The organism is Shewanella fodinae (assembly GCF_014651955.1).
In the GTDB taxonomy this organism is placed as follows: domain Bacteria; phylum Pseudomonadota; class Gammaproteobacteria; order Enterobacterales; family Shewanellaceae; genus Shewanella; species Shewanella fodinae.
On sequence record NZ_BMXW01000008.1, the window covers coordinates 110,924 to 134,620 of the forward strand.

24 protein-coding genes are annotated in these 23,697 nt (G+C 45.5%); 13 read left to right on the forward strand and 11 right to left on the reverse strand.

Going from position 1 to position 23,697, the window contains the following annotated elements; translation table 11 throughout:
* Positions 1-19 precede the first annotated feature (19 nt).
* Positions 20-1,300, forward strand: coding sequence for a threonine synthase (gene thrC / locus IE064_RS09390; RefSeq protein WP_133038073.1), 1,281 nt, complete (start codon positions 20-22; stop codon positions 1,298-1,300).
* Between the two features lie 62 nt (positions 1,301-1,362).
* Here thrC and nfo read toward each other — a convergent pair whose 3' ends face one another.
* The gene (gene nfo, locus IE064_RS09395) at positions 1,363-2,214 is read right to left on the reverse strand and encodes a deoxyribonuclease IV (RefSeq protein ID WP_133038074.1); all 852 of its coding nucleotides are present in this window, start codon (positions 2,212-2,214) and stop codon (positions 1,363-1,365) included.
* 273 nt (positions 2,215-2,487) lie between these two features.
* Here nfo and IE064_RS09400 point away from each other — a divergent pair, with 273 nt between their 5' ends.
* The 7 genes from IE064_RS09400 (at position 2,488) to IE064_RS09430 (ending at position 9,569) form a co-directional block, all read left to right on the forward strand.
* Positions 2,488-3,051, forward strand: a complete 564-nt coding sequence (locus IE064_RS09400; protein WP_189617594.1) for a hemerythrin domain-containing protein — start codon at positions 2,488-2,490, stop codon at positions 3,049-3,051.
* Positions 3,052-3,368: 317 nt separating this feature from the next.
* Complete coding sequence (pilV, locus tag IE064_RS09405; RefSeq protein ID WP_133038076.1) at positions 3,369-3,917, forward strand: type IV pilus modification protein PilV; 549 nt, start codon at positions 3,369-3,371, stop codon at positions 3,915-3,917.
* A 6-nt stretch (positions 3,918-3,923) separates the two neighbouring features.
* Positions 3,924-4,871 (forward strand): PilW family protein, encoded by a 948-nt coding sequence (locus tag IE064_RS09410; RefSeq protein ID WP_133038077.1) that lies wholly within the window; start codon positions 3,924-3,926, stop codon positions 4,869-4,871.
* A gap of 1 nt (position 4,872) precedes the next feature.
* Positions 4,873-5,325, forward strand: a complete 453-nt coding sequence (locus tag IE064_RS09415) for a pilus assembly PilX family protein (RefSeq protein WP_133038078.1) — start codon at positions 4,873-4,875, stop codon at positions 5,323-5,325.
* Positions 5,322-8,885: a pilus assembly protein gene (locus IE064_RS09420; protein WP_189617595.1), complete on the forward strand. Its 3,564-nt coding sequence runs from the start codon at positions 5,322-5,324 to the stop codon at positions 8,883-8,885. The genes IE064_RS09415 and IE064_RS09420 overlap by 4 nt, the downstream gene beginning before the upstream one ends.
* Entirely contained in the window at positions 8,875-9,282 is a 408-nt protein-coding gene (locus IE064_RS09425; protein WP_189617642.1) for a type IV pilin protein, read from the forward strand. Before IE064_RS09420 ends, IE064_RS09425 begins: the two co-directional genes overlap by 11 nt.
* Positions 9,279-9,569, forward strand: a complete 291-nt coding sequence (locus IE064_RS09430) for a TapY2 family type IVa secretion system protein (RefSeq protein ID WP_133038080.1) — start codon at positions 9,279-9,281, stop codon at positions 9,567-9,569. The genes IE064_RS09425 and IE064_RS09430 overlap by 4 nt, the downstream gene beginning before the upstream one ends.
* Before the next feature lie 41 nt (positions 9,570-9,610).
* Here IE064_RS09430 and olsF read toward each other — a convergent pair whose 3' ends face one another.
* Positions 9,611-11,323 (reverse strand): bifunctional ornithine lipid synthase OlsF, encoded by a 1,713-nt coding sequence (gene olsF / locus IE064_RS09435; protein WP_189617596.1) that lies wholly within the window; start codon positions 11,321-11,323, stop codon positions 9,611-9,613.
* Between the two features lie 161 nt (positions 11,324-11,484).
* Positions 11,485-12,765, reverse strand: a complete 1,281-nt coding sequence (locus IE064_RS09440; RefSeq protein WP_189617643.1) for a YjiH family protein — start codon at positions 12,763-12,765, stop codon at positions 11,485-11,487.
* A gap of 536 nt (positions 12,766-13,301) precedes the next feature.
* On the opposite strand from IE064_RS09440, the gene IE064_RS09445 reads away from it, so the two are divergent.
* Positions 13,302-13,988 (forward strand): DUF998 domain-containing protein, encoded by a 687-nt coding sequence (locus IE064_RS09445; protein WP_189617597.1) that lies wholly within the window; start codon positions 13,302-13,304, stop codon positions 13,986-13,988.
* 2 nt (positions 13,989-13,990) lie between these two features.
* Here the strand turns inward: IE064_RS09445 and IE064_RS09450 are convergent, their stop codons facing one another.
* Together IE064_RS09450 and ubiU are read right to left on the reverse strand one after the other, a co-directional pair.
* Positions 13,991-14,839: a U32 family peptidase gene (locus IE064_RS09450; RefSeq protein ID WP_189617598.1), complete on the reverse strand. Its 849-nt coding sequence runs from the start codon at positions 14,837-14,839 to the stop codon at positions 13,991-13,993.
* 10 nt (positions 14,840-14,849) lie between these two features.
* The gene (gene ubiU / locus IE064_RS09455) at positions 14,850-15,851 is read right to left on the reverse strand and encodes a ubiquinone anaerobic biosynthesis protein UbiU (protein WP_189617599.1); all 1,002 of its coding nucleotides are present in this window, start codon (positions 15,849-15,851) and stop codon (positions 14,850-14,852) included.
* Positions 15,852-15,990: 139 nt separating this feature from the next.
* Here ubiU and ubiT point away from each other — a divergent pair, with 139 nt between their 5' ends.
* The gene (ubiT, locus tag IE064_RS09460; protein WP_189617600.1) at positions 15,991-16,509 is read left to right on the forward strand and encodes a ubiquinone anaerobic biosynthesis accessory factor UbiT; all 519 of its coding nucleotides are present in this window, start codon (positions 15,991-15,993) and stop codon (positions 16,507-16,509) included.
* Positions 16,510-17,479: 970 nt separating this feature from the next.
* On the opposite strand, the gene IE064_RS09465 is transcribed toward ubiT, so the two are convergent.
* Positions 17,480-17,971, reverse strand: a complete 492-nt coding sequence (locus IE064_RS09465; protein ID WP_189617601.1) for a glutathione peroxidase — start codon at positions 17,969-17,971, stop codon at positions 17,480-17,482.
* A gap of 215 nt (positions 17,972-18,186) precedes the next feature.
* Positions 18,187-19,170, reverse strand: a complete 984-nt coding sequence (locus IE064_RS09470) for a DUF4382 domain-containing protein (protein ID WP_189617602.1) — start codon at positions 19,168-19,170, stop codon at positions 18,187-18,189.
* 348 nt (positions 19,171-19,518) lie between these two features.
* On the opposite strand from IE064_RS09470, the gene IE064_RS09475 reads away from it, so the two are divergent.
* On the forward strand, positions 19,519-19,752 hold the full coding sequence (locus IE064_RS09475; protein WP_189617603.1) for a hypothetical protein: 234 nt from the start codon (positions 19,519-19,521) through the stop codon (positions 19,750-19,752).
* A gap of 39 nt (positions 19,753-19,791) precedes the next feature.
* On the opposite strand, the gene queF is transcribed toward IE064_RS09475, so the two are convergent.
* The gene (gene queF / locus IE064_RS09480; protein ID WP_189617604.1) at positions 19,792-20,649 is read right to left on the reverse strand and encodes an NADPH-dependent 7-cyano-7-deazaguanine reductase QueF; all 858 of its coding nucleotides are present in this window, start codon (positions 20,647-20,649) and stop codon (positions 19,792-19,794) included.
* Between the two features lie 59 nt (positions 20,650-20,708).
* Here queF and syd point away from each other — a divergent pair, with 59 nt between their 5' ends.
* The gene (gene syd, locus IE064_RS09485; RefSeq protein ID WP_133038089.1) at positions 20,709-21,356 is read left to right on the forward strand and encodes a SecY-interacting protein; all 648 of its coding nucleotides are present in this window, start codon (positions 20,709-20,711) and stop codon (positions 21,354-21,356) included.
* A gap of 3 nt (positions 21,357-21,359) precedes the next feature.
* Here syd and IE064_RS09490 read toward each other — a convergent pair whose 3' ends face one another.
* A complete protein-coding gene (locus IE064_RS09490; RefSeq protein WP_133038090.1) occupies positions 21,360-22,133 on the reverse strand; it encodes a Zn-ribbon-containing protein in 774 nt (257 codons plus the stop codon).
* Positions 22,133-22,471 (reverse strand): hypothetical protein, encoded by a 339-nt coding sequence (locus IE064_RS09495; RefSeq protein ID WP_189617605.1) that lies wholly within the window; start codon positions 22,469-22,471, stop codon positions 22,133-22,135. The genes IE064_RS09490 and IE064_RS09495 overlap by 1 nt, the downstream gene beginning before the upstream one ends.
* Before the next feature lie 153 nt (positions 22,472-22,624).
* On the opposite strand from IE064_RS09495, the gene IE064_RS09500 reads away from it, so the two are divergent.
* Complete coding sequence (locus IE064_RS09500; RefSeq protein ID WP_133038092.1) at positions 22,625-22,987, forward strand: DUF3192 domain-containing protein; 363 nt, start codon at positions 22,625-22,627, stop codon at positions 22,985-22,987.
* Between the two features lie 3 nt (positions 22,988-22,990).
* Here IE064_RS09500 and IE064_RS09505 read toward each other — a convergent pair whose 3' ends face one another.
* Positions 22,991-23,221 carry a DUF2789 domain-containing protein gene (locus IE064_RS09505; RefSeq protein ID WP_189617606.1) on the reverse strand — a complete coding sequence of 77 codons (231 nt, stop codon included), beginning with the start codon at positions 23,219-23,221 and terminating at the stop codon, positions 22,991-22,993.
* Between the last annotated feature and the right edge of the window lie 476 nt (positions 23,222-23,697).

Below are 23,697 nucleotides of genomic sequence, written 5' to 3' on the forward strand. Positions count from 1 at the left end.
AGAGCAAGGGCTAAATGATATGGAACTGTATAATCTCAAACATCCTGCGCAAAGGGTGAATTTTTCGGAAGCGCTTAAATTAGGGCTCGGTATTGATCGTGGACTGTTTTTCCCATCGCGGATTCCCCGTTTGCAGAATGTCGAAGCGTTACTGGCACTGCCTTTTGTTGATCGCAGTAAACGTGTGTTAGGAGCTTGGCTTGCAGACGAGTTGGGGCAATCGCTGGTCGATGAACTGGTTGAAAAGGCGTTTAATTTCCCACTGCCGATGGTGCCCGTTGATGAAAAACGTAGCAGTCTTGAACTGTTTCATGGCCCGACACTGGCGTTTAAGGATTTCGGGGCACGCTTTATGGCGCAATGTCTTAACGCGCTTGGCGGCAATCAACCCCTGACTATTTTAACCGCAACTTCAGGTGATACTGGTGCCGCGGTGGCCGATGCTTTTTATGGCCTAGAGAATGTCAGAGTGATGGTGCTGTACCCTAAGGGCAAGATCAGCGAACTACAGGAAAAAATGTTTTCCACCCTTGGTGGTAATATCCATACGGTTGCTGTTGAGTCGGATTTCGATGACTGTCAGGCCTTGGTGAAGCAAGCATTTGAAGACAGTGATATTCGGGACGGCTTGCGTCTTAACTCTGCAAACTCAATTAATATCAGTAGGTTACTTGCACAAGTCTGTTATTATTTTGAAGCGGTAACCCGCTATCGCCAGCAATATCAAGACTCCCCGGTGATTGCCGTACCCAGTGGCAACTTCGGTAATTTGACCGCGGGTCTGCTGGCTAAAGCGATGGGCTTACCGGTGAAGCGGTTTATCGCAGCAACCAACAGTAATGACACTGTGCCACGTTATCTCACTTTTGGTGATTGGGCACCAAGGCAAACAATGGCAACGATGTCAAATGCTATGGATGTTTCTGAACCGAGCAACTGGCCGCGGGTAGAAGCTATTTTCAGTGAGATGAAATGGCCGTTGAGCGAGCTGACCGGATTAGCAATCTCTGAGCAGCAGACACAGGCGTCGATGCAGGCGTTGCAAGCGCTGGGTTATCAGGCGGAGCCACATGCTGCTGTGGCTGCGGAAGCGCTTCATCTTTGCTTAAAAGCGGATGAACGCGGGATTTTCTTGGCAACTGCTCACCCTGCGAAGTTTAAAGAGGTGGTGGATCGGGAGTTAGGAACTTGTTTACCGCTGCCACCCGCGTTGCAGCGCGTGAAGGACAAGCCTGTTCTGTCGGCGGTATTACCAGCGGATTTTGCAGCACTGAAAGCGCATATGCTTGCGGTGTTGTGATACGAGGAACGAGACATTCAACCCCGCTTGGTCGCGGGGTTTTTTATGACTGCGGTAATACGTTAGCTACTTTGAGATTGTAGCCACGCTATCTCGTCGGGCCAGATTTCTGGACGGATAGTTTCCAATATGAGCGGAATTTGCACCGTTGCCGGATGCGCCATGATGGCACTGAAGGCATCTTTACCTATCGCGCCATAGCCTAATGAGTCATGGCGATCGACATGGCTATTGAAAGCGCTTTTACAGTCATTGAGATGCATCCCTTTGAGATATTTCATACCGACTATCTGCGCAAATTCCGCAAACACCTGAGCCACGGAATCATTGGTTCGCAAATCGTAACCTGCAGCAAACAGATGACAAGTATCCAGACATACCCCGACTCGTGACTTATCTTCAATATGTTCAATGATTTCTGCCAACTGTTCAAAACGGTGACCAAGATTGGAACCTTGCCCGGCGGTATTCTCTAGTACTGCGGTAACACCTGTTGTTTGTTCTAATACCAGGTTAATAGAGTCGGCAATGTTGCGCAGACATAAGGATTCACTTATTTCCCGCAAATGGCTCCCCGGATGAAAGTTAAGCAGCGTCAAGCCTAATTGTTCGCAGCGCTGCATTTCGTCCAAGAAGGCTTCCCGAGATTTCTGCAACATATTTGGATCTGGGTGACCTAGATTAATCAAGTAGCTGTCATGTGGCAGAATTTGTGCTGCACTGAAGTGTTGTTCAATGCAATTCTGCTTGAATTTTTCTATCTCCGCAGCCGTTAACGGCGATGCATTCCAGCGGCGTTGGTTTTTAGTAAAAAGTGCGAACGCCGTTGCACCTATGGCAGCAGCATTGAGTGGCGCATTGGCAACACCACCTTGAGCGCTAACATGGGCACCCACCCATCTTTTATCCAACATGTTATTTGTCTCGTGTTGTCATTATGGTGCCAGTCTACTCAAGCTTGGGGGTGTTGGTCACGGTTAACCTTCTGTTGTGATTAAATAAACTACAGTTGAGGCCGATAATTACTGGCTAATTATGTGAGTATGAGCGGTGCTTTATGCAATTTGTAGCCAGTTTTCCTTGATCTTTGTCATGTATTAAATAAACAACACTGGTTACCATTAAAATTCGCTGGGTTGTTTACTGCTATTATTGAGTAAACGGCCCCCAAATGAAGGAGAGCCTCTATGCTGCAAAGATTAATGAATGATCACAAGCATATAGCTGTATTGCTCAATTTGCTTAAAGGAAAGTACCAAAAGCTTTCAGAAGGTGAACCGGTCAATTTTTGCTTGGTTCGTGACGTTGTTGAGTATATGCAGGAATATACCGAGCACAGTCATCATCCTGTTGAAGATATTGTGTACGAGTACTACGTGGGGAAATTTGCCAAAGAGGAATCTACCAAACGTCTGACTGAAGAACATCATAAGGTGGTGGCAGCTTCTGCCGCGCTGGCGTCGACTTTAAACCTCATTCTTAATGATATTGTGGTGGCTAAAGATAAGTTGGTTCAGGAGCTAAGAGACTACGTCACTCTGCAGGAGCAGCATCTATTGTATGAGGAAGAACATATTTTCCCAAAATTGCAGCGCAAGCTGACAGCGTCGGATTGGCAACAAATTGAGCAAAATTGTGCTTTGAAGTTGATAGAGGATCCGCTGTTCAGTAGTAACGATCAAATGTTTGATGAACTGCGTCAGTATATTCAGACAATAGAGCCATCTTCTGCGGCAACTTTGAGCCATTGATGTCCGTAGTCAGCGCTGGTGCCGGGGTATCCCGGCATTTTCTTTTCTATCATTATCAGTATTTTTAACGGATAGAAATCATCAACTTATTCTTAGTTAATACGTGGATTTGACTCTCTTTTAAGCGTTCTGGCGTTTGGTTATTTCTATTTTATCTAACCCACTGGATTTAGCTCGATCTTTATTACTAGATAATCACAACTTCATTAACTATTATTAACTGATACTTTTGCGTCATCTTATAACTGACAGAAAAATAAAGAATATTTAACAATTTTATGGTCATGGGTTTGGCAGTCGCCGGAGATTTGACGTTAATGAAAAGTAAGCGGTCGGGATTCTCTCTTATCGAAGTGATGGTGGCTTTGGTCATCTTGGTGATTGGCCTCATAGGAATATTTAATCTTCATATTGTGGCAAAACGTGCCAGTTTTGAGTCTTTTGAACAAACGCAGGCAGCATATTTGGCAAACGATATTCTTAATCGTATGAAGTTAAATCAAACGGTATTAGACAGTTACGTTGGTGAATACGGCGTGCTTAACGGTGATACGGCTCCAACTTCGTGTGATGGTGCAGGCGCTGCGTGTTCTCCCGCAGAAATGGAACTGTGGGACATTTACCAGTGGCGTTGGTTGTTTTCCGGTGGGGCAGAGACCAACAGCTCGGGTGTTAATGTTGGTGGATTAGATTCAACCACAGCCTGTATTACCTTTGATAACGTTAACAATGTCATCTCCATTGCCATTGCTTGGAAAGGTATGCAGTCAACCGCTGGCACCACCAATACAACATCTGACTGTGGTGCAGCCATTGGTGATAAACGCCGTCTTTATGTATTAAATACTGTTGTAGACCAGGGATAACCGACCATGCTAACGAGAACATATGTTACTGGTTTCTCTCTGGTCGAACTGATGGTTGCGATGGTCATCAGTTTGTTTTTGACCTTGGGGGTTTTTGCCATGTTCAGCATGTCGGCGACCAATGTCACAACCACTGGCCAGTATAACCAATTACAGGAAAATGGCCGTATTGCGTTGGCAATTATGTCCCCAGATATCGAGCAAGTGGCCTTTTTCGGGGATGTGACCGGGACTGATTTTATCCCCGGTACGAATACTACAGTAACGGGTGTCATTGCTACAGATTGTGTTGGGGGTGGGTTGAATAATGCCACCCTACCGAACAATCAACCTGCACATTTTCGAAGAATTTGGGGCTATGAAGCGGGTGTGAGTGGGCAGTCAGTGAGTTGTGTGAACGATGCGATAGAAGATACGGATGTTATTCAGATAAAGCGGCTGGTCGGACCCGCCGGGGCAACCTCGGGCTTTCGTGTTGCCACCACTTCCTCTGAGATCGTATTTTTTGGAGCCGCCGCCGATCCCGCACTGATTAATGAGCGGGTCTGGGAGTACCAACACCACATTTATTTCATTCAGAATTTAAATGGTGTGCCGGTACTCAGTCGTAAAGCCTTGTCTGAAACGGGTATGAATAATGAAGAGCAGTTGGTTGAAGGCATAGAGAATATGCGGATCCTCTACGGTTATGATGACGATGGTGATGATACTGCCGACAGTTATTTGCCGGTGGAAAACGTTACCGACATGATGTGGGATAACCAGTCATTTCAGCGCATTGTTGCCGTCAAGATTTTTCTGTTAGTGCGCACGGTAGATCAGGACAGCAGTTATACCAATGACATTACCTATGAGCTTGGTGACAAGGAGCTTGGTCCTTTTAACGATCATTTTCGTCGCAAAGTGTTGTCCACCACCATTCTGCTCGAAAATCCGGTATTGATTAGGAATTGATATGAAAGGTTTAAAGCGACAATCTGGCATCGTCCTTTTTTTTGCACTGATCTTACTTGTTGTGATGACGGTGATAGGTGTGGCGCTGGCGGTAAATGCCGGACAGTCTTTGCGCATGGCGGGTGCTGGTTCCGAACGAATGGAAGCTAAGGCTGCTGCGGATGGCGGTTTGGCGGCGGTTATGAATGCAACTACTGCAGCAACTCTGGCGACACTATCAGACGTACAAAACAGTGCGCTATTTGGCGGAGAACAGACACTTACACCGTTACCAGAAGGGGTAACACCTGAAAATGTTGGTTGTCAGCGTTCAGGGGCCGCGAGTGGTACCAATATTATTGTATGTCGGCGGTTACAAGCCAACAGCACTGTCACCTATGGGCGTGACAACATGGGTGTTATTGAGGTAACACAAGGTATGGAACAAGAAGTACTGAATGGGAGTGGATCATGAAGCTCAAGCAAACAATTTGTACTTTCATTGTTGCCTTGGTGGTAAGTTTTGGGAGCAGTTGGGCCGATGATACTGAACTATATTTACTCGCTCCCGCAAATAACGGTAAATCTAAGGTATTAATTATTTTTGATAATTCGGCATCAATGGATACCTTAGAAACCGAGATTAAAGGTAGCTATGATCCAACCGTTACTTATCCCCCCATCGGTAGTTCTCACTCCTACCAAAGTAATATGATCTATGCGACGGTTGGTACGGGCACTGACAACATGTCACTTCCGAATCCTGATAGTCCATCCCAATCTACACGTTTTAATGAATTGCTAAACGGTTGTGCTGCTGCCAGAGAAGCATTAGCGACCTACGGCCGCTTTACCGGATATGTGCGAGAGTATTACAGTTCTGGTAGTGATCGTGGAACTTGGCAACCTTTAGCAAATAACAGCGGTGCCAATACGAATAATCCAGTCGAGTGTTTTGAAGATATTGAAGCTGGCAATGCCAGTAATAATAATGATTTAACTGGATATGATGATGGCTTTCCTCAGAATAACGTCTATACCAGTTCCGGCGGACGTTGGGGAACGCGAACATATTATCCTTGGGGCAGCCCCTCTCAGCAAAATCTAAGTGATCTGTTTGCAAGTGGGCCATTAGTGACTTTATACACTGATAACTATTTACGTTGGTATCACGGCACTGATACCGGTGCTGTAGATATTTCTCGGTTAAATATAGCCAAAGAAGCCATTACGGGGGTTATTAGCAGTATGTCTGCCGTAGACTTTGGCTTGGCGATATTTAACCTCGATTACCCTAATGAGGGAGATAGAGATGGCGGACGTATTATTGCAGGTATCCGTCCTAGAAATGCTTCAGAAAAACAAGATCTCATTGATACCATCGTAGGTCTTCCAGCCGAAACGAACACGCCACTTTGCGAAACACTATATGAGGCATACAGTTATTTTAGCAATAATAGTGTGACCTTTGCTCATGCTGATAGTAATTACAGTAGCCTCAACTATAAAGGGAATAAACCACCTTATGATGCCAGTATTGAGTCTGGTGGTCTCTATGAATCGCCAATGAGTAACTGCAGTGATATTGCGTACATTATATATATCACTGATGGTGAACCCACGCTAGATAACTCCGCTGATCAGCGAATTCAAAACTTAGTTGGAAGTCGCAGTTTGGGTACGACTCAGGATAAAAAGACAGATAATGGTGATTATGCTGCCTATACCTATGATTATGATAAATATGGTCGTCCAATAAAAAGTTATATGCCAGCGTTAGCGAGTTATATGTATTGGCATGACCAGGTACTGTCTACAGATACTTTCCAACAAGTGAAAACTTATACAATAGGCTTTGCTTTAGATGAAAACTCAGTTGCGGAACCATTGTTAATTGAAACCGCCAAAAGAGGTGGCGGTAAGTATTATGCAGCCAATAACGTAACCACTTTACAAAACGCCATTAGCAATGCGTTAGATCAAATTACCTACGAAGGTCAGCGATTTTCGGCTCCAGGGGTGGCATATAGTAATGCTGATCCTACTCGAACACTGGATGCTGCATATTATGCCTTGTTTGAGCCTAACCATGGACCACGTTGGGCTGGTAATTTGAAGAAATTTAAAATTAATGCCAGTGGCACATTAGTCGATGTAAATGGCAATAATGCCATTTCAGCAACGGGCGGTATTAAAGAAACTGCCTGTAGTTTTTGGAGTAGTTGTAGTCCTAAACCTGATGGCTTTTATGTGGAAGATGGTGGTGCGGCTCGGCAAATAGATCCCGCACATAGGAAGTTGCTAAGCAACATTGGTGCCTCTGGTGCGTTAGCCGCATTAAATAAATCAACAGCATCAAGTTATGCTGGGGGAGATGCAAATCTCTTCTCGTTAATGAATATGAGTGAAGACCCTAATTCAACTACTTCCGCTCAGCTCGATAAAGCTTTTGAGTGGCTCAAGGGCTTTAACGTTGATCTTGATAGTGACGGCACCCCTATGTCTACCGACTATGGCGGTATTCGCGGTGATATTATGGGCGACCCAATGCACTCTCAGCCACTGGCGATAGATTATGGTGGCACTAATGGGGTTTATATTTTTGTTGGCACTAACGAAGGTATGTTCCATGCGTTTAAGGACGCTGGTGCTTCTGTTAGTGAAAGCTGGGCTTTTATGCCCTTTAATATGCTAGCGAATGTCCAAACCCTAAGGGACAATGATTATTCAAATGGTCACAGTGTTTACGGTATTGACGGCTCTCCCGTTTCATATATTAAAAGAGCTAGTGATGGTTCTATAGAAAAAGCTTGGCTCTTTGTTGGATTGCGTCGCGGGGGAAGTTCTTATTATGCATTAGATGTGACCAATCCCGAAGCTCCTAGTTTAATGTGGCATATAGATAGTAGTTCAACTGGTTTCGCTGAACTCGGGCAAACCTGGTCAACCCCGGTTGTGACTAAAGTCCCAGGGAATGACAATCCGGTTATTATCTTTGGCGGCGGTTATAACATCGGCTATGACGCTGGCAGTGGTAGTAACTCTTTGGGGCGGGATGTTTATATTGTCGATGCAGAAAAGGGGACTTTGAAGTACACCTTCGGTATTGGAGGGCAAACAGCATTACCTGGCATTACTGATAGTATTGCGGGGTCGATAGCGTTGCTGGACAGTAATAGCGACGGTGTTACCGATAGAATGTATGCGGCTGACTTAGGTGGTAATGTCTGGCGTATGGATATGCCATCAACTGACACTAGCGCATGGAGCGCCTTTAAATTTGCGTCATTAGGTGGCTCACTTACAAACAATAGACGTTTTTTCTACGAGCCGGTTATTGCTCAAACTGAATTTACTAACGTTTCCACAATTACTTACACCGATGCTTCAGGCAGTACTACCTCCACTGTCGCATCTCAGAATGTGCCTTACGACGCGGTAACGCTTGGTAGTGGTGACCGGGCGTCGCCATTAGGGACAACGACCGACGACATGTTTTTTGTATTGCAAGATCGTAATGTTGTGACCAAGACCTTCGGTGCTAGTGGAGCATCGATACCGGATCCGATTGATTTAACCAACTTGTACGATGTGACTTCTGCATCACCCAGCACCGATGCCGATAATTTGGCTTTTGGGACCAAATTGGGCTGGTATTTTAATTTCAGTGGCGTTGGCGAGAAAAGTCTGTCACCTGCGACAATTTTTAAGGGGAAAGTGTATTTCACCTCCTTTACGCCGTCCTTGGATAATCCGCAAAATACCTGTCAAATCTCTTCTGAAGGGCGCCTTTATATCTTTGATTTACACAAAGGAGGACGCTCTTCTCAGGAATATATTGATATTTGCGAGAATTGTATCCCGCAGCCGCCTAAGCTAATAACGCCTCCGCTTGCTGACGACATTGCTGACAATCCGCCCTTGTCGCTGATCATCGGCCGGGGCAATTGTGTTGACGGACAGTGTTCTGGAACGGTTAATCTGGATGTCGGGCTAACAACTAATAAGATTTATTACCATGTTAATGAACATTAAACGTAAGACAACAGCTGCTGGATTCACCTTGATTGAAGTGATGATCGTGGTGGTGATTATTGGGATCTTGGCGGCAATTGCATACCCCTCGTACATTGACTATATAACGCATAGCAATCGTTCTGAGGGGCAGGCGGCATTGCTGCGAGTGGCTAATCTACAGGAACAATATTATTTGGATAACCGTTCTTACGCTGAAGATATGACTAAGCTAGGATTGAGCGCAGATCCCTTCCTAACCGACAACAAGTTGTACAGTGTGGATTCGGCTGGCACCGATAGTTTTACTTTAACAGCAACCCCGCAAGGTTCTCAGGCAACGCGGGATACTAAATGTCCTACCATTACGCTAACTGATACTGGGGTTAAAGGCCCCTCTGCGGAGTGCTGGAAATGAGTAAATATATGATTTTGAGTCTATTGCTGTTGCTTGGCAGCACTCCGGTGATAGCAGCCAAACAGAGTTATAAGTGTTATTTGCTGACGACAAATGGGCCGGAGATTGCCTTTTATCGTTGGAAGGAACAGGACTTGCCGACTAAGCAAGCGGAGCTGGTCGCATCGAAGCGTAAAGATAACCGAGGTAAAGCCTATTACGTTAAGGACGTAAAAGAATGCACTCTGTTATCGGAAGAATTCTCATCAGCCGAGGCCAAAGCGCTGGATAAAAAGACACTTAGATAAGCCAACTGCCATTTGTGACAGCATATCCAGCCATAGACGTTCTAAATTTGCTGCCCATGAATGTAACGCTGGCGCTTTTTATCTTTTAATTTTTCAAGATCGACTAACACCAGCCCATCAAGGCAATCTGCAAAAGCCGCATCAATGCCAAATGCCAGAAATTGTACGCCGTGGGGTTGGCACAGTTCACCATACTGTTTGTATAGGGTTGGCACCGCTGCCCCCATGCTGGCTAATGTTTGTTTTAGTTGCTTAAACGCCTGTTCATAGTCCATCCCTTGATACATCTCATCCAGTTCCTGTTTCCTTGTTGGTGGTAAAACGTAAGGGTGGAAAGAAACTGCCAGTGGCTGTGCTGGAAACTGTGACAGGTAGAAATGCACTAGCATCTCTTTCGCAGGCGTTGGTAACTGATTGCTGATGGTCACTGGACCAAACAGATAGCGATATTGCGGGTTTTTAGCGAGATAAGCGCCAATTCCATACCACAGATAATCAAGGCTACGTTTACCCCAGTATTTAGGTTGCACAAAACTACGGCCTAGCTCTAAGCCAAACCTAAAATACTCAGAAAATTGCGGTTGATATTGGAATAGTGATTCGCTGTAAAGCGACTGTCCTCGGTCATGAAGTCGTTGCGCACTGGCAAAACGGTAAGCCCCCACAATTTCCATTTCTGACCGATCCCACAGCACTAAATGTAAGTAGTGGGGATCATACTGATCGGTATCTCGACGCTCACCGGTACCTTCGCCGACAGCTCGAAAAGCAATCTCTCTCAAACGGCCAATTTCCCGCATAATGGGATTGCTACCTTGATGGCAATACAAATATATCTGTTTATTGTCCTGAGTTTCACCAAGAAGTTCACACTCAGCTAGCGCTTTATAAAGGGCTAATCGGTCTTCAGGGTGGGCGATAGCTCGTTGTGTCCGAAACAGCCCCGGACGGTTTTTGCCGATGCGATATAAATGGTTTTTCAGCAACGTCACTTTGGTTTTTAGCGGGAAATCATTACCGTTCACGGCCTCTGCAGGTATCAGTTCCCCAATACGAACCGGCAGGGTAGCGTTAGCCTGCTTAAACATCTCCTTAACCAGTAACAGCGTTGCCAACGGTTTGTACAACATCGAGGCCCCGTAGAAGGTAGGCGAGTTGTGTGCATCAACAAACATCGGGAGTAATGGGGCATCACAGTTGATCGCCATCCTCAGAAAGCCGCTGTGCCAACGGGTATCTCGTACACCATTTGGGCGCAACCTCGATACTTCACCGGAGGGAAAAATCAGTACCGCACCTTCATTCATTAGATGCTCATGGATATTTTCCAGATAGTGTCTGGGGGTACCGCCTGTCATGTTGCGAACTGGCAGTAGCAGGTTGTGCAAAGGTTCCAGCGCCATCAACAGCTCATTGGCGACCACTTTGAGATCGCAACGTACTTCACTTAACAGTTTTATCAACACCAGCGCATCAAGAGAGCCAATAGGGTGATTCGCAAAAATGACGAATCTTCCTTGCGGCGGCACGTTTTCCAGTTGTACGTCGGGGACGGTGTAACTGATATTAAAGGTTTGTAGCACCTGTTCTACAAAATCTATTCCCTTTAAGTGGCTGAACTGGTTTGCTATTTCATTACACTGCCGTTCGTTGAGCAGATAGCGCAACATCGCTTTCGTCGGCTTCGCCAACCAAGGTGCATTATTCAGTCGCGGTAGGTTGTCTTCGATGACTTTATCGACAGTAAATATCATGGTGATGTCCCAAACTGAAGCGTTAGGTGGCCTGAAGCGAAAACACTTTAGGCAGATTCAGTCAGACAATAAGCCCAGATATTGACCGTCGTATGAACGATGGATGGCAGTCTTATGACAAACAAGAGCGCGGAGGAACAACTCGCGGTTCCTCCGGTATGTTAGAAAAACAGATGTGCCATACCGGCAATTACCGGTAATGTAACGAGTGTACGCAGTAGGAAAATAATGAAGAGTTCCCAAGCGTTAACCGGAATTTTACTGCCAATCAGTAATGCACCGACTTCACTCATGTAAATCAGTTGCGTCACTGACAGCGCCGCGATGATAAAGCGGGTCATTTCAGCCTGTATGCCATTACTGGCGAGAATTGACGGAATAAACATATCGGCAAACCCAACCACGATGGTTTTGGATGCCGCGGTTGCTTCAGGAATATGCAGCCATTCAAGCAACGGAATGAAAGGCATGCCGAGGTAGTCAAAAACCGGCGTATATTGCGCAATCATTAATGCAATAGTACCAATGGCCATTACCACAGGGATAATGCCAAAAATCATGTCGATGACATTTTTGAAGCCTTCTTCCACAACCTTGAGTGGGCCACCGGTGTGCGCTGCTTTGTTTAACGCTAACTGTATTCCCCAGGATAAGGCATGGTGGCCAGCAGGCACGGCTTCATCATCTTTTTTTCGCGAAGAGCCATTCAGATACAGATCTTTTTTCAAAGACAGAGGCGGCAAACGGGGAACCACAACCGCTGCTACCACACCCGCTAGGCATACCGTTAGATAGAAGGGCACAAACATGGCTTCCAGCCCTACCTGCGTTATCACCACTAGACTGAAAGTGATTGATACAGCCGAGAATGTTGTACCGATAATGGCAGCTTCCCGTTGTGTATAAAAATTGTCTTCATATTGTTTACTGGTGAGCAGAATACCAACGCTACCATCGCCAAGCCAGGATGCCATACAGTCAATAGCGCTGCGCCCAGGTAGATTGAATAACGGCCGCATAATGGTGGTTAACAGCGTGCCAAACAGCTCTAGTAAGCCAAAATTCAGCAGCAGTGGCAGTAGCAATCCGGCAAAGAAAAACACGCAAAATAGCACGGGTAATAGATCATTCATTACCAGCCCGCCAGTATCAGCAGAGCGAATAGCTTCAGGACCAATACCAAAAAAAGTCAACGTGATAAACACTGCCCCCGTAAGCCTAACCACTAGCCAGAACGGGTTGATGTTCAGCAATGCATTGAGGAAATGGTGAGTACGAATTGCTTTCGGCCGAAACAGTTTAGTTAGCAAGGTTGCCAGTGCCATCAACAACGATATTGTCAGGATAATCGTGGTGAGCCAGTCGCTTAACAGGTGCTGCAATGCTTTTGCCAAGATTGCCACTGGAATGGTAATCGCCCCCTGAAAACTGATGGGGGTCATAAACAGCAACACCCCAATTAATGATGGGATGATAAAGGTTAGTGCTGTCTTCAGACTATGAGTTTGAGATTTGGTCACGTTAAGGCCTGTTGTTATTATTTAAATCTGGCCTGTCGGCCATGCAAATTTATGCAGAATTGTTTGCAATAAAGGCACAAGGTTACCGCCTCTCGCTGACCGTGTAAATTTGTCTGTTATCCTCGCGACACTATCTGTGAGTAACTGTTATTTTTATGCACTGTATTGTCACTAAAAATGCGTTATGGAATCTGGAATATGCTAGCGACCTGGACTGTTATTGACTTCCCGGGAGTGTAGCGGCAGTCAGTTGTAATTAAAAAAGTTTTCAATATTTTTTGTCATAAATGAGCAAAAGTCCTCATTTGTGCAACGATCATCGCGAATTGTTACTTTGCTAGGTGGCATATCAGTTTGTAACAATGTACCTTTGCTTGACGCTATCCGGTATATTATCGGAATCAGTGACGCGTTTGAGGCATAGACAGTTCACTGGCATAGTGGGGACGATAATTACGATGGAAAAAAAACAGCGTCTGATCAAACTAGCGCTGGGGTTCGGGCTCATCGGACTGCTGGGGCTATTGCTTGGCCTGATAATTTCGATTATTGGTTACGATGCTTTTGGCGACGAATGTTTCGGACTGACCAATCACACCATGAGCGAATTGGGCAATTACGGTCATTCTCCTTTTGCAGTCGCATTAAATGGCGGGCTGTTTTTTGGTAGTTTGTGCCTGGTGCTTTTCTGTCTTTACTCGTTACAGCTTTCCCGAAGTATTACTGGCGCTATGAGCTTTCTGTGTCTAGCCGTTAGCTGTATGACCTTAGCTGGTATCGGGCTGTTTCCGGTTAATGTTTATCACCTGCATGTGTTCATGCTGAAGTGGTTCTTTATCTTCGGTTGTATTAGCACACTGGTTTACTTGGTGAATCAGACATTAACACTCTCTGCAAGTAATGGCCGTTGGGGATGGATTACCGCCTTGTTGAGTTGTATTAGTTTCGGCATCTTTCTGTTTTTGCCACTATTTGGGCTGGATTTTACCGAGGGCAACCGACCTTTTTATCACGAGATGGTGCTGGAAGGTGTCCGGCCAACACTATGGTGGCCGGCACTGCTGCAATGGATTAGCTTGGGATGTTTTCTTCTGTGGTTAGCGGTGTTGCTTTTTGAGCGTTTGCGCTCACTGGAGCAATCTTAGGATTAGACAACCCGCCTCATTCCCGCTTCATTGAACCAATAGCCGTTGCAAGCGTCAGCCGTTAACGGCGCGGTTTCTCCTGCTATTAATGCGTTAGCAACGCTAATGCAATCCTGAGAGTAGGGCGATACCCTGAACCATGAAACGCCCATCGTTTCCATTTGCGCTAATTGCTGACGTAAATCACAACAGCTCGCAGATTGTGTTTGAATACCATTTAATCGTAGCAAAGGTTGGTGTTCTTGTGTCTGTGCCAATATTCCGCGCGGGTATTGTGCACAGGCAATGTCGCAACCGTCTTTCGTTAGTCCCTTAAGCCTAGCAGTAAAGCATCTGGCAGAATGTGCTAGCGGTAAATGACCATAGCCAATGACTTCCGCTTCATAACTGGGGCTGGGGGTTAATACTTGCCTTAACCATTCACCTGACAGGTCTACTGGCATTACAAAGCGTTGCATGCCCCACGTTGCCATTTTGTCCAGCGTGGCGCGGTTATAATTATTGATACTCGGGCCGCAGACAAATGGTTGGTTCAATTCTTGAGCTATAGCAACGGCGGCCATATCGTTGGCCTCAACCATAAACTCCCCATTTGCTACCTGTTTACGCAATTCAGGCAGTTCCGAGCTGTTTTCGATTAACGCCATCGTGGAAAGTACTACCTGTTTACCTGACGCCTGCAGCAGCTTCGCCAGCGCTAAGTAATCACTCCATTTCACTTGGCGACGCCGAGTGCAGACAGTCTCTCCCAGATATACTAGTGGGATATTGCTGTCAGCAACTTTCTCATAAAATGCATACACATCGGATTTGGGCCAGCAGTACATCAGTGGCCCTAACGAAATTTTCATGAACTACTTCCTATTGCCAGCTACGCTCATAGGCGCCAAGTGTGGTGGTTTGCCCTTCCGATACCTTGGCTAACGCCGCTTGCCAATTTTCCTGGGCTTGATAACGCTCGGGAGCGGCAAGATATTTATCTAGCGCTGCCCGCCAGACTTTGGTTACTTGTTCTACATATGCAGGGCTTCGTTGCCGTCCTTCGATTTTCAACGACACCACACCTGCTGCCGCGAGTTCTGGGATCAGATCCAGGGTGCTGAGGCTTGTCGGTGACTCCAGTAGAAACTGTGGCGCCTCTGTGTCTTCGGTGAGGTATCGGCCTTTACAAACTACTGGATAGCCCATCTGCTCATTAATGCCCGAGCAGTCAATCAACACATCATTGAGTCGGGTCAGTCGGCTGTTACCTTGTTCTTGCCAGCGCACATGGCGAGCTGGGGAGCAGGAACCTCCGGAATTGGGTGATTCGCCTGTTACATAAGAGGATAACTGGCAACGGCCTTCCGCCATGATGCACAGACTGCCAAAGGCAAAGACTTCGAGATCTACCGGGCTGGTTTTAGCGAGATCCTTTACCTGTTTTATTGAAAGCACCCGAGGTAACACTGCTCGCTGAATGTTAAACTGTTGCTGATAAAAACTGAGGGCTGCCAGATTCGTTGCGCTGGCTTGTACCGAAAGATGGAGCGGTAATTCTGGATAATGCTGGTGCGCATAATCCAGCAATGAGATGTCCGCCACAATCAAGCCGTGAGCACCACTCTCTGCAGCTAAATCAATCGCTTGATACCAACGTTTTTCCTGTCCTGGCTGTGGAAAGGTATTGATGGTGAGATAGAATTTTCGCTTGCAGCTATTTACCAGATGGGCGGCTTCCTGCAGTTTTTGCGGGGTAAAATTGAGTCCGGCAAATGAGCGGGCGTTAGTATCATCTTTTAAGCCCACATAAACTGCATCAGCACCGGCGTTTAGCGCGGCTTTTAGCGATGCCAGATTACCAGCAGGGCATAGAAGTTCCATGTCGTCAGCGGCTCCCTTATCGATACGAAAGGGGCAAGTGTATCGGTGTTTGATCTCTGAAGAATTGATGTAAAACAGGTTTGAGATCATAAATTGTGGCTAAAATGCCAAGTTGGTAACCCTTTAAGGAGCATAAAGAATGCGTGGTGAGCTGTTGTCCATGATGGCAAAGGAGCTGTTAACTGTAGCGCCTAAAATAGCCGCAAAACCACTGTCCATCGTTCCCTTTTCAGCGAAGGCCAAGGTATTGGAACAACTGTTACAACATCTGCTGGCGGAACAGATTAAAGAAGGAGAACTGGATTTTCTAATTGACAGTTGGGTGGCGGTGTCTGTTCCGGATCTGCAATTTTCATTTGAAGTCAGCTTCGGCGAACATTTCTCAGTGCGTCCAGTGACATCTCCCAAAGTGACTTTTAGTGCCAATAGCAGTGATTTATTGCTGGTTGTCGCTGGCAAAGAGGATCCCGATACATTGTTTTTCCAACGTCGCTTGTGTATCGAAGGCGATACTGAATTTGGTCTTGAAGTAAAGAATCTGCTGCTAGCGATTGATTTACAACGTTTACCGCTGGCTGTCCAAACGTTGCTGGACAAGCTAGCAAAATCCATGCAGTGGTTACAGACAACTTCCAGGACGGATGTACAGATGATTTAAAAAAAGAGCGACCCAACCGGGTCGCTTAACATTTCAGACACACATTCTGAAAATCGCGCTATTCAAAAGGGAGGATATGATGAAAATCAAAACCTATCGTCCTTTATGAGTGCTGTTTGCCAAATTAGTTCCCTAATATTTCTTAATACTGTGAATATTTCTTAATACTGTGAAATTTTATTGAATGTAAACCATCGTCCTTTAGTTACCACTTGGAACAAAAAAATGGCAACCAAAGGTTGCCAGAGGGATTTAACTAAAGATGCAACGTGCGCTAGAACCTTGCATCTTACAAGGGAGATTAATGATGAACACGAAAATCCGTTTCATAAAATCAGACTGGTGCTAGCTAAAATAGTTCATTTCAGTGCATGATTTTTAGTTAAAAAAAGCAAAATTTTACTGAATAATTTTATAACTCATTGTTTTATATATTAAAAATAATTTTAATATCAAAATTAGATATTAAAAAAACGGCAACCATTAGGTTGCCGCAACTTCAATCACATTGGAATAGACAATCATCGCGCGCTAGAACAATGCTTGCCAAAGGGAGATGATGAAACACAAGACTACGTCTTATCTAGTCAGATAGATTGTTTTAGAAAAAGTTCCTGCAGAGTTAAAAATTTCTTGTTATTTATCTATGATAAAAAACGGCAACCATCCGGTTGCCGAAAAAGAAGGAATTTACAAGGAGTAGAATCCGATAGTGGGACATCCGGTTAAAAGGGAACACCAGAATTATCGGTTCTGTTATTGAGACATCCGCGGGGGCCGTCAGTTCCACCAGTGACGAAAAAATATAAAAAAAGGCAATCGTATTGGATTGCCTTCTGATCCATCTGGATCAATTGGGACCGCGCTAGAAGCCCCGCTAGGGAGAATGATGAACAAATAATCTCTGCTCATATTGTTGGAGCCAGTTAATCTAAAAAGGTTCCGGAAATTATTTAAAAGTCGATCATTTTTATTTTACAGCTAATAATTCAGTTAGTTGCTTCTCTAATGCCGTAGGCTTAGTGGCAGGAGCATATCGAGCGACAACGTTGCCATCACGTCCTATTAAAAACTTGGTGAAGTTCCATTTGATGGCTTGTGAGCCTAGCAAGCCGGGAGCTTGCTGCTTTAGCCACTGATATAGCGGATGGGTATCGGTACCATTGACAGCAATTTTGGCAAACATAGGAAAGCTGACACCGTAGTTCAACTGACAAAACTGATTTATCTGTTCGTTGTCACCAGGTTCCTGCGAACCAAATTGGTTACAGGGAAAGCCTAGGATGACCAGCCCCTGTGCAGCGTATTTTTGATACAGCTGTTCCAACCCTTCATATTGAGGTGTAAATCCACATTTGCTGGCAGTATTGACGATGAGTAATACGTTGCCTTTATAGCGTGAGAGGTTAACTGTTTTGCCTGTAATGTCTGTTACTTCAAAGTCATAAACGCTGTTATACATTGGCATCGCCCAGTTGTTGTTGGCCTTTTGCGAGTATAGTCGGTCATCAATATTGCTGACAACTATATTGTGAACAATTTAAATTGTTTTTAGAGAAATCTGCCATAAGTTTAGCGGAATAATGCTGTAGCGCCTTAAGCTTGTGAATGTTGCAGATGGTATTTTGTCGTCATCGGCAGCAGAGGCGATTACTCTACCTCTGCTGCCGGTTTACATCACCGAGATGCTGTTGGCGCGGCTACTTCATTGAAGTCTTGCTGCAGGTTTTGACCTGCGGTGATTGAAATTTCATGAAATTGTGTTGCGGGATCTGGGATGGTGATGCTGTCAAACTGATCCGGATCATCATTCTCGCTGCTGCACGTAAATGCCACCGTATAATCTCCGGTAGGTACATAACCGAAGCTATAACTACCGTAGTTTCCCGATACCCACATGACGTCGGTGGAGGCATAGGGGGCAATGACTCCCTCAGGTAATGCGGTGGTATTGGTTGCGGGATCATAGTTGTCTGCTAGTTTGGTCAGATCCAGATTGTGCCCCGGGTAGAGGTAGACAAAATTCCCCGTGTCGTTGTTGCAACTGCCAGCATTGAACAAGTTCACGTCAACATTGCCCGATAATGCTGCAACGGCGGCATTATTGAGAATTTTCACCCCGTGGGGTTTTAGGTTGTAACGTCCGCCATTACGGTTTTCAACCAAGGATTGGCGGAGGTCAAACTCGATAGTGAAGCTTTGCACGCTATCTTGACTGACGGTAAAGCTGCCTAGCTGTAGTTTTTGACTGGGTTGCTTGAGCGGAATTTGACCATTTTCACCGACGACATAGCTCAGATCTGAGCCCGTGGATTCATCAAGAATATGTAAGATGAGGTTGTCATAAGTACCGGTGGGAATGCTCTGATCTGTGATGATCATACTGCTGTCAGTCCCCTGATATTGCATCAGGTCCAACTGCCGATAGTTGGCGCCATTTGGGCCCGTGACATCAAGGACGATATTATCCTGACCATTTTTGACCAGCTCAATTTTATCAAAGGCAATGACTACCTGTTGGGCATTGTCTACTGGGGCATCGGATACGGCAAAAGACACCTTTGCGGTGTTGACGGACGCGGGACTATCACTGCCACCACAAGCGGCCAGCATCAATGAGGTAATGACTGGCGTTAGAACTGTAAGTTTGCTGTGTGTCATCGAGTTTCTCCATTTAAACCATCTGCGTTGTAAAAAGGCATTTACAAACATTTAAAACGGTTTACACCGTAAGTCGAACATGCTTAACCACCACTGAACACTAGATGCAGATAAGCGATTTCGGCTGTTTTACAATCATTAGCGGATGCGTTTTCAGTATAGTAAATTGCCGCTGTGGCAATGGTGGGGCTCTGGCCTATTGAGCGTGGGCTGTGTGTTACACTCCAATCGAACCGAGTTGGTGTTGACGTGGAGGTGCCGAGGAACAAACGCAGTGTACTGGGAATTGTTCAACTCTATTTCGCACAGATAGAGTGGATGTAACTTCAAGAATTATCGGGTGATATATTGGACTCTGCATTTTATCGGTTATGGGGGTTGAAAGAGTCTTATGTGAAAGCAACGGGCCGACGGGGCAGCGAAGGAACGTTCTCGGGGGGCTATGACTTAGCAGATGACTACCAATGGTCCCATTTTTATACCCTATTCGCTGACGGGCATTTGGGGCTTACGCTTGGAGAACGTCAGCCCGTTGATGTTGAAAACATGCCAGAATTGCACATTTTATGGTTGATACCCTAGACACAGAACAGTGGCGGTTTGCTTCCTTTACGCTTGACGTTATTGTCTCGCTAAACGCTGATTCTCCGGCGCATGCTCAAAATCACTGCGAAATGGGTTGATATCTAAGCCCCCCCTGCGTGTATAGCGTGCATATACGGTGAGTTTACTGCACTTACAGTAGCGTTTAAGGTCGTTAAATATTCGTTCCACACACTGTTCATGAAACTCATTGTGCTGTCGGAAGGAGATTAGGTAGCGCAGCAGTTTTTCCCGATCTATTTTGGGCCCTTGATAACGGATCATCACACTTCCCCAATCGGGCTGTGAGGTAATCAGACAATTGGATTTCAACAGATTGGAAGTAAGTGTTTCCGCCACCATCTGTTTGCTGTCGGTGCTGTTTCGCAGCCAGTCAGAGTTAAACGAATACTCAACTACTTCAATATCTTGCTCATCAATACAAGTCCCTGGCAGTTCTTTAATCCGCAGTGATGCAAATTGTTTGGGTTCTATGATGTGCACTTCTACATTTCCCTCTGCACAGCGTGACAGATCGGCTTCTAACAGCTGTTGAAGTTTTTCAATAGATTCAATTTTGGTCTGGTTGAAGCTGTTGAGATATAGTTTGAACGATTTTGATTCCACCAGATTGCGGCTGTTGGCATCCAATTGCACTTCAGCTATCGCCACCATAGGTTTGCCTTTACTATTCAACCAAGACAGCTCATATGCAGTCCAGATATCTACGCCCTTAAAGGGCATTGGTTCAGTTAGCGACAGTGCGTCACGGTTTAATTTCCGAGGCACTGGCTGAAGCAGCGTTGGCGAATAATGTGCTTGGTATTGGGTGACTTTGCCCAGTGTCAGATTGGCCAGCGCCTCAGCGTTGTCATAAGGGGGTTGATTCTGTGTCATCAATGGTGGTTTCGTGCCAAAATATTAAAACATTATACCCTAATTACACGAGGTCTTAAGTGTCTTGTACAGAGGCTCTTGAACAATTATTTGCCAGGTACCAACAATGTTATCAATCGGTGCTGGGGGAATTTCCGCGTTACTATGCAGAAGGTGAGGTATCACGCTGCATTTTAGATGGGGAGAAAGAAGATCCCGTGCAGTGGCAAGCCGTCAGTCGTGAAATGCCAGCATCATTTGCGAATATCAGTGAAGCGTTATCTTTACCCTTACATCCGGATATTGAGCATTTTTACGGACATTTTTTTGCAGGTCCCATTCAATTTGATTCGCCATTTGGCAGTGGAGAACTGCTGCAGGTATGGAATGACAAAGATTTCGAATACCTGCAGGAAAACATTATTGGTCATCTGATGATGAAACAAAAACTCAAGCAAGCACCGACTTGGTTTGTGGGGATATTGCATCAGCAAGATGACATGTTGACGGTCGATAACCTTGATGGCTCTGTGTGGCGGGAACGGCCAGGAGAAAATGGCAGTGAGCGACTGGCGGATAGCTTGGCAACCTTCTTACCTTTGCTTAGTCCGCGAGTGGCACCGGCAGAAAGATATCAGGAACATAGCGGCACTCCGTCCACCGCCTCACACCCAGGGATTTTTAATAGTCTTAAGCGTATGTGGCATAATTTGCTGAGTAAGCGTTAGTGCTTACTGAAAGTCCCAGGAAAGATTAGAGACGATTCGGCAGTTGTCACAGCGAAAATGAAATAATTCGAGCAGTGGCTCAGGCTGGTACCAGTGATGGTTGCCGCAACGAGGACAGGGACGCTGTAACTCTTGTTCGCGACTTTTGCCTCCGACCCGGTACAAATAGTAATAGGTTGGTGTTTTTGTCAGATATTCAATGCGACCACGCAGATCCCAGCCCCTGCGGAACAGGTCACTGTCGATATCACTTAGCTCATGTAAGGCGGCAAACTCCGCGGCGGTGGCTGACGCCATTTGCAGTTCATCACAAGCCTGCCATTCCGTTTGCCAGCGAATGAGTTGTTTATGATCGCCATTGAAGGTGGCGGGTAGCTGATATAAGGGGATTGGTAATAAGGAGTCACCACTCCGTAATGGTGAGCACATATGCACGTAGCTGGTATACAGTAGTTGCCAAGATGGTGGCTCGCTACAACTGATTTCTGAATTAATATCTTGTCCGAGGAGTTTTTCTCGGGGAGCCAGTAGTTTCGCCTGTGATAACTGAGAAATTGCTTGTTTGGCCCAAGGGCTGTTGTGGCGATTAGCTAAACTATGATCTTCCGGTAATAATACGCGTACCCGGAACGAACCTTCATGCAAGGCTATTGCAAACTCGCGGCCTAACACTTGCCCATTAGCTCGCCAAGCCTCAAGCAGATTATTAATGGCTTGTTCTGCGAGTGAGATGGTTGTGTCTGCGAAGCAATCAAAGCGCAATTCACTAACAAACATCAGTCCTGCTCCCGCACAGGTTGTTCTAATTGCAGCAGTCGGTTTTCCAATTGTTGGCAGTGTTCCCGTAATGCATTGATCTGCTTTTGTAGATCTTCAAGTTGCAGCGTCACTGTCGATGGTGACGATGAAGTATGGTTAGACGTCACCTCTGGTAAAGTAGAAAAACTGGCGATTTCACTCTCTGACATCATTTTAAATCGTTGTAAGCCGGCAACCAGCATTGGCATTGGTATTTTGCCGCCCACCTTTGCTTTTACCAAGGCTAACGTTGGCGTCTGGCCATTTTGACTGACGGCAATTGCAGCAGCGATTACCGGAACTAGTTCATGCGACATAGTGGTTGAAAACCTCATTCATTGGTCTAACAGGTGACTTTAGTTTTAGTGAATTATCATAACATTATGAAAAATAATAATAAAAATATTGGTCTGTGATTTGCTTAAGCTGTTGATGTGTGAATTAAGTCTAACAAATACCAAGGATACCAAATGAATAAAGCATTATTCCCCCTATTAGGGCTCGCCAGCTTAGGCCTAACTGCATGTGTGGTCAATGTTGGGGGTGATGAGGATTGGCATGACAATAACTCATGGCAGGCATTGCAACATAAGAATCAGCAGTTGATTTCCCAATTGGAGTTAGGCATGTCGCAGCAGAAAGTCCAAGAGATAATGGGACCTGCAGATTTTAGTGAGGCTTTTATGGCACATGGCGAAGCGGTTCAAGTGCTGTACTATCGTACTCAACATGTACACAGCGATGGTAAGACGACCAAGGATGAATGCACCCCCGTAATCTTCAAGCAACATCTGTTACTCGGTTGGGGTGACAAAGCTTATGAACAGCTTTAAGGCTTAGCGTCGCAAAGATATATCTAAGTGATCAATGACTTCTGCCCATTGGGCATCGGCATTTAACGACTCTTTTAAAAAGGCTCGTTGTGCCGGTGTCCAAAACGGAGCATCCTCCAGCAGAACCTCCTTAGGCAGATAATGGCGTTTGCAGAAATCCTTTATTGCGGATTCACTGCTTTCAAGTCCCAATTGTTGGAAAAGCGTCACCATATTATTTTGACTGGTGTCCATATCGCGGCTCCTTTTCATTACCGATAATTTAAGTATATCAACTACCGAACCATCCATCCGCCTTAAACAGGTAAGTATAAAGTACGGACTCGCACAGATTGTGGTAGTGAAAAGTTGATGCGATATAGTGTCTACTCTATATGGCTATTCCAGAATAGCCCGGCCGTTTGTGAGATATATCTTACAAGTGTGTGAGACTTTTCAGAAATATTGCGGCTGACATATCGGTCTATTTATACATAAACCAATATAAATCATATTATTACGATTAAAATAATCAGTGTTGCAGTTGTGTGGCAAATGTTGTCTATTCGTGTGGATGCTATTTCGGTACCCCTTTAGGGTAATATTTGAAGCGTCCACGGAACGGTACTTAAAGGAGATTGTCAGGAAGACAGTCAACTGAAGGGATGCAGGGTTCAGGGATGATACAGGGAATGTATGCTGACATGAAGTCGGGTAAACATGGAAGTGAA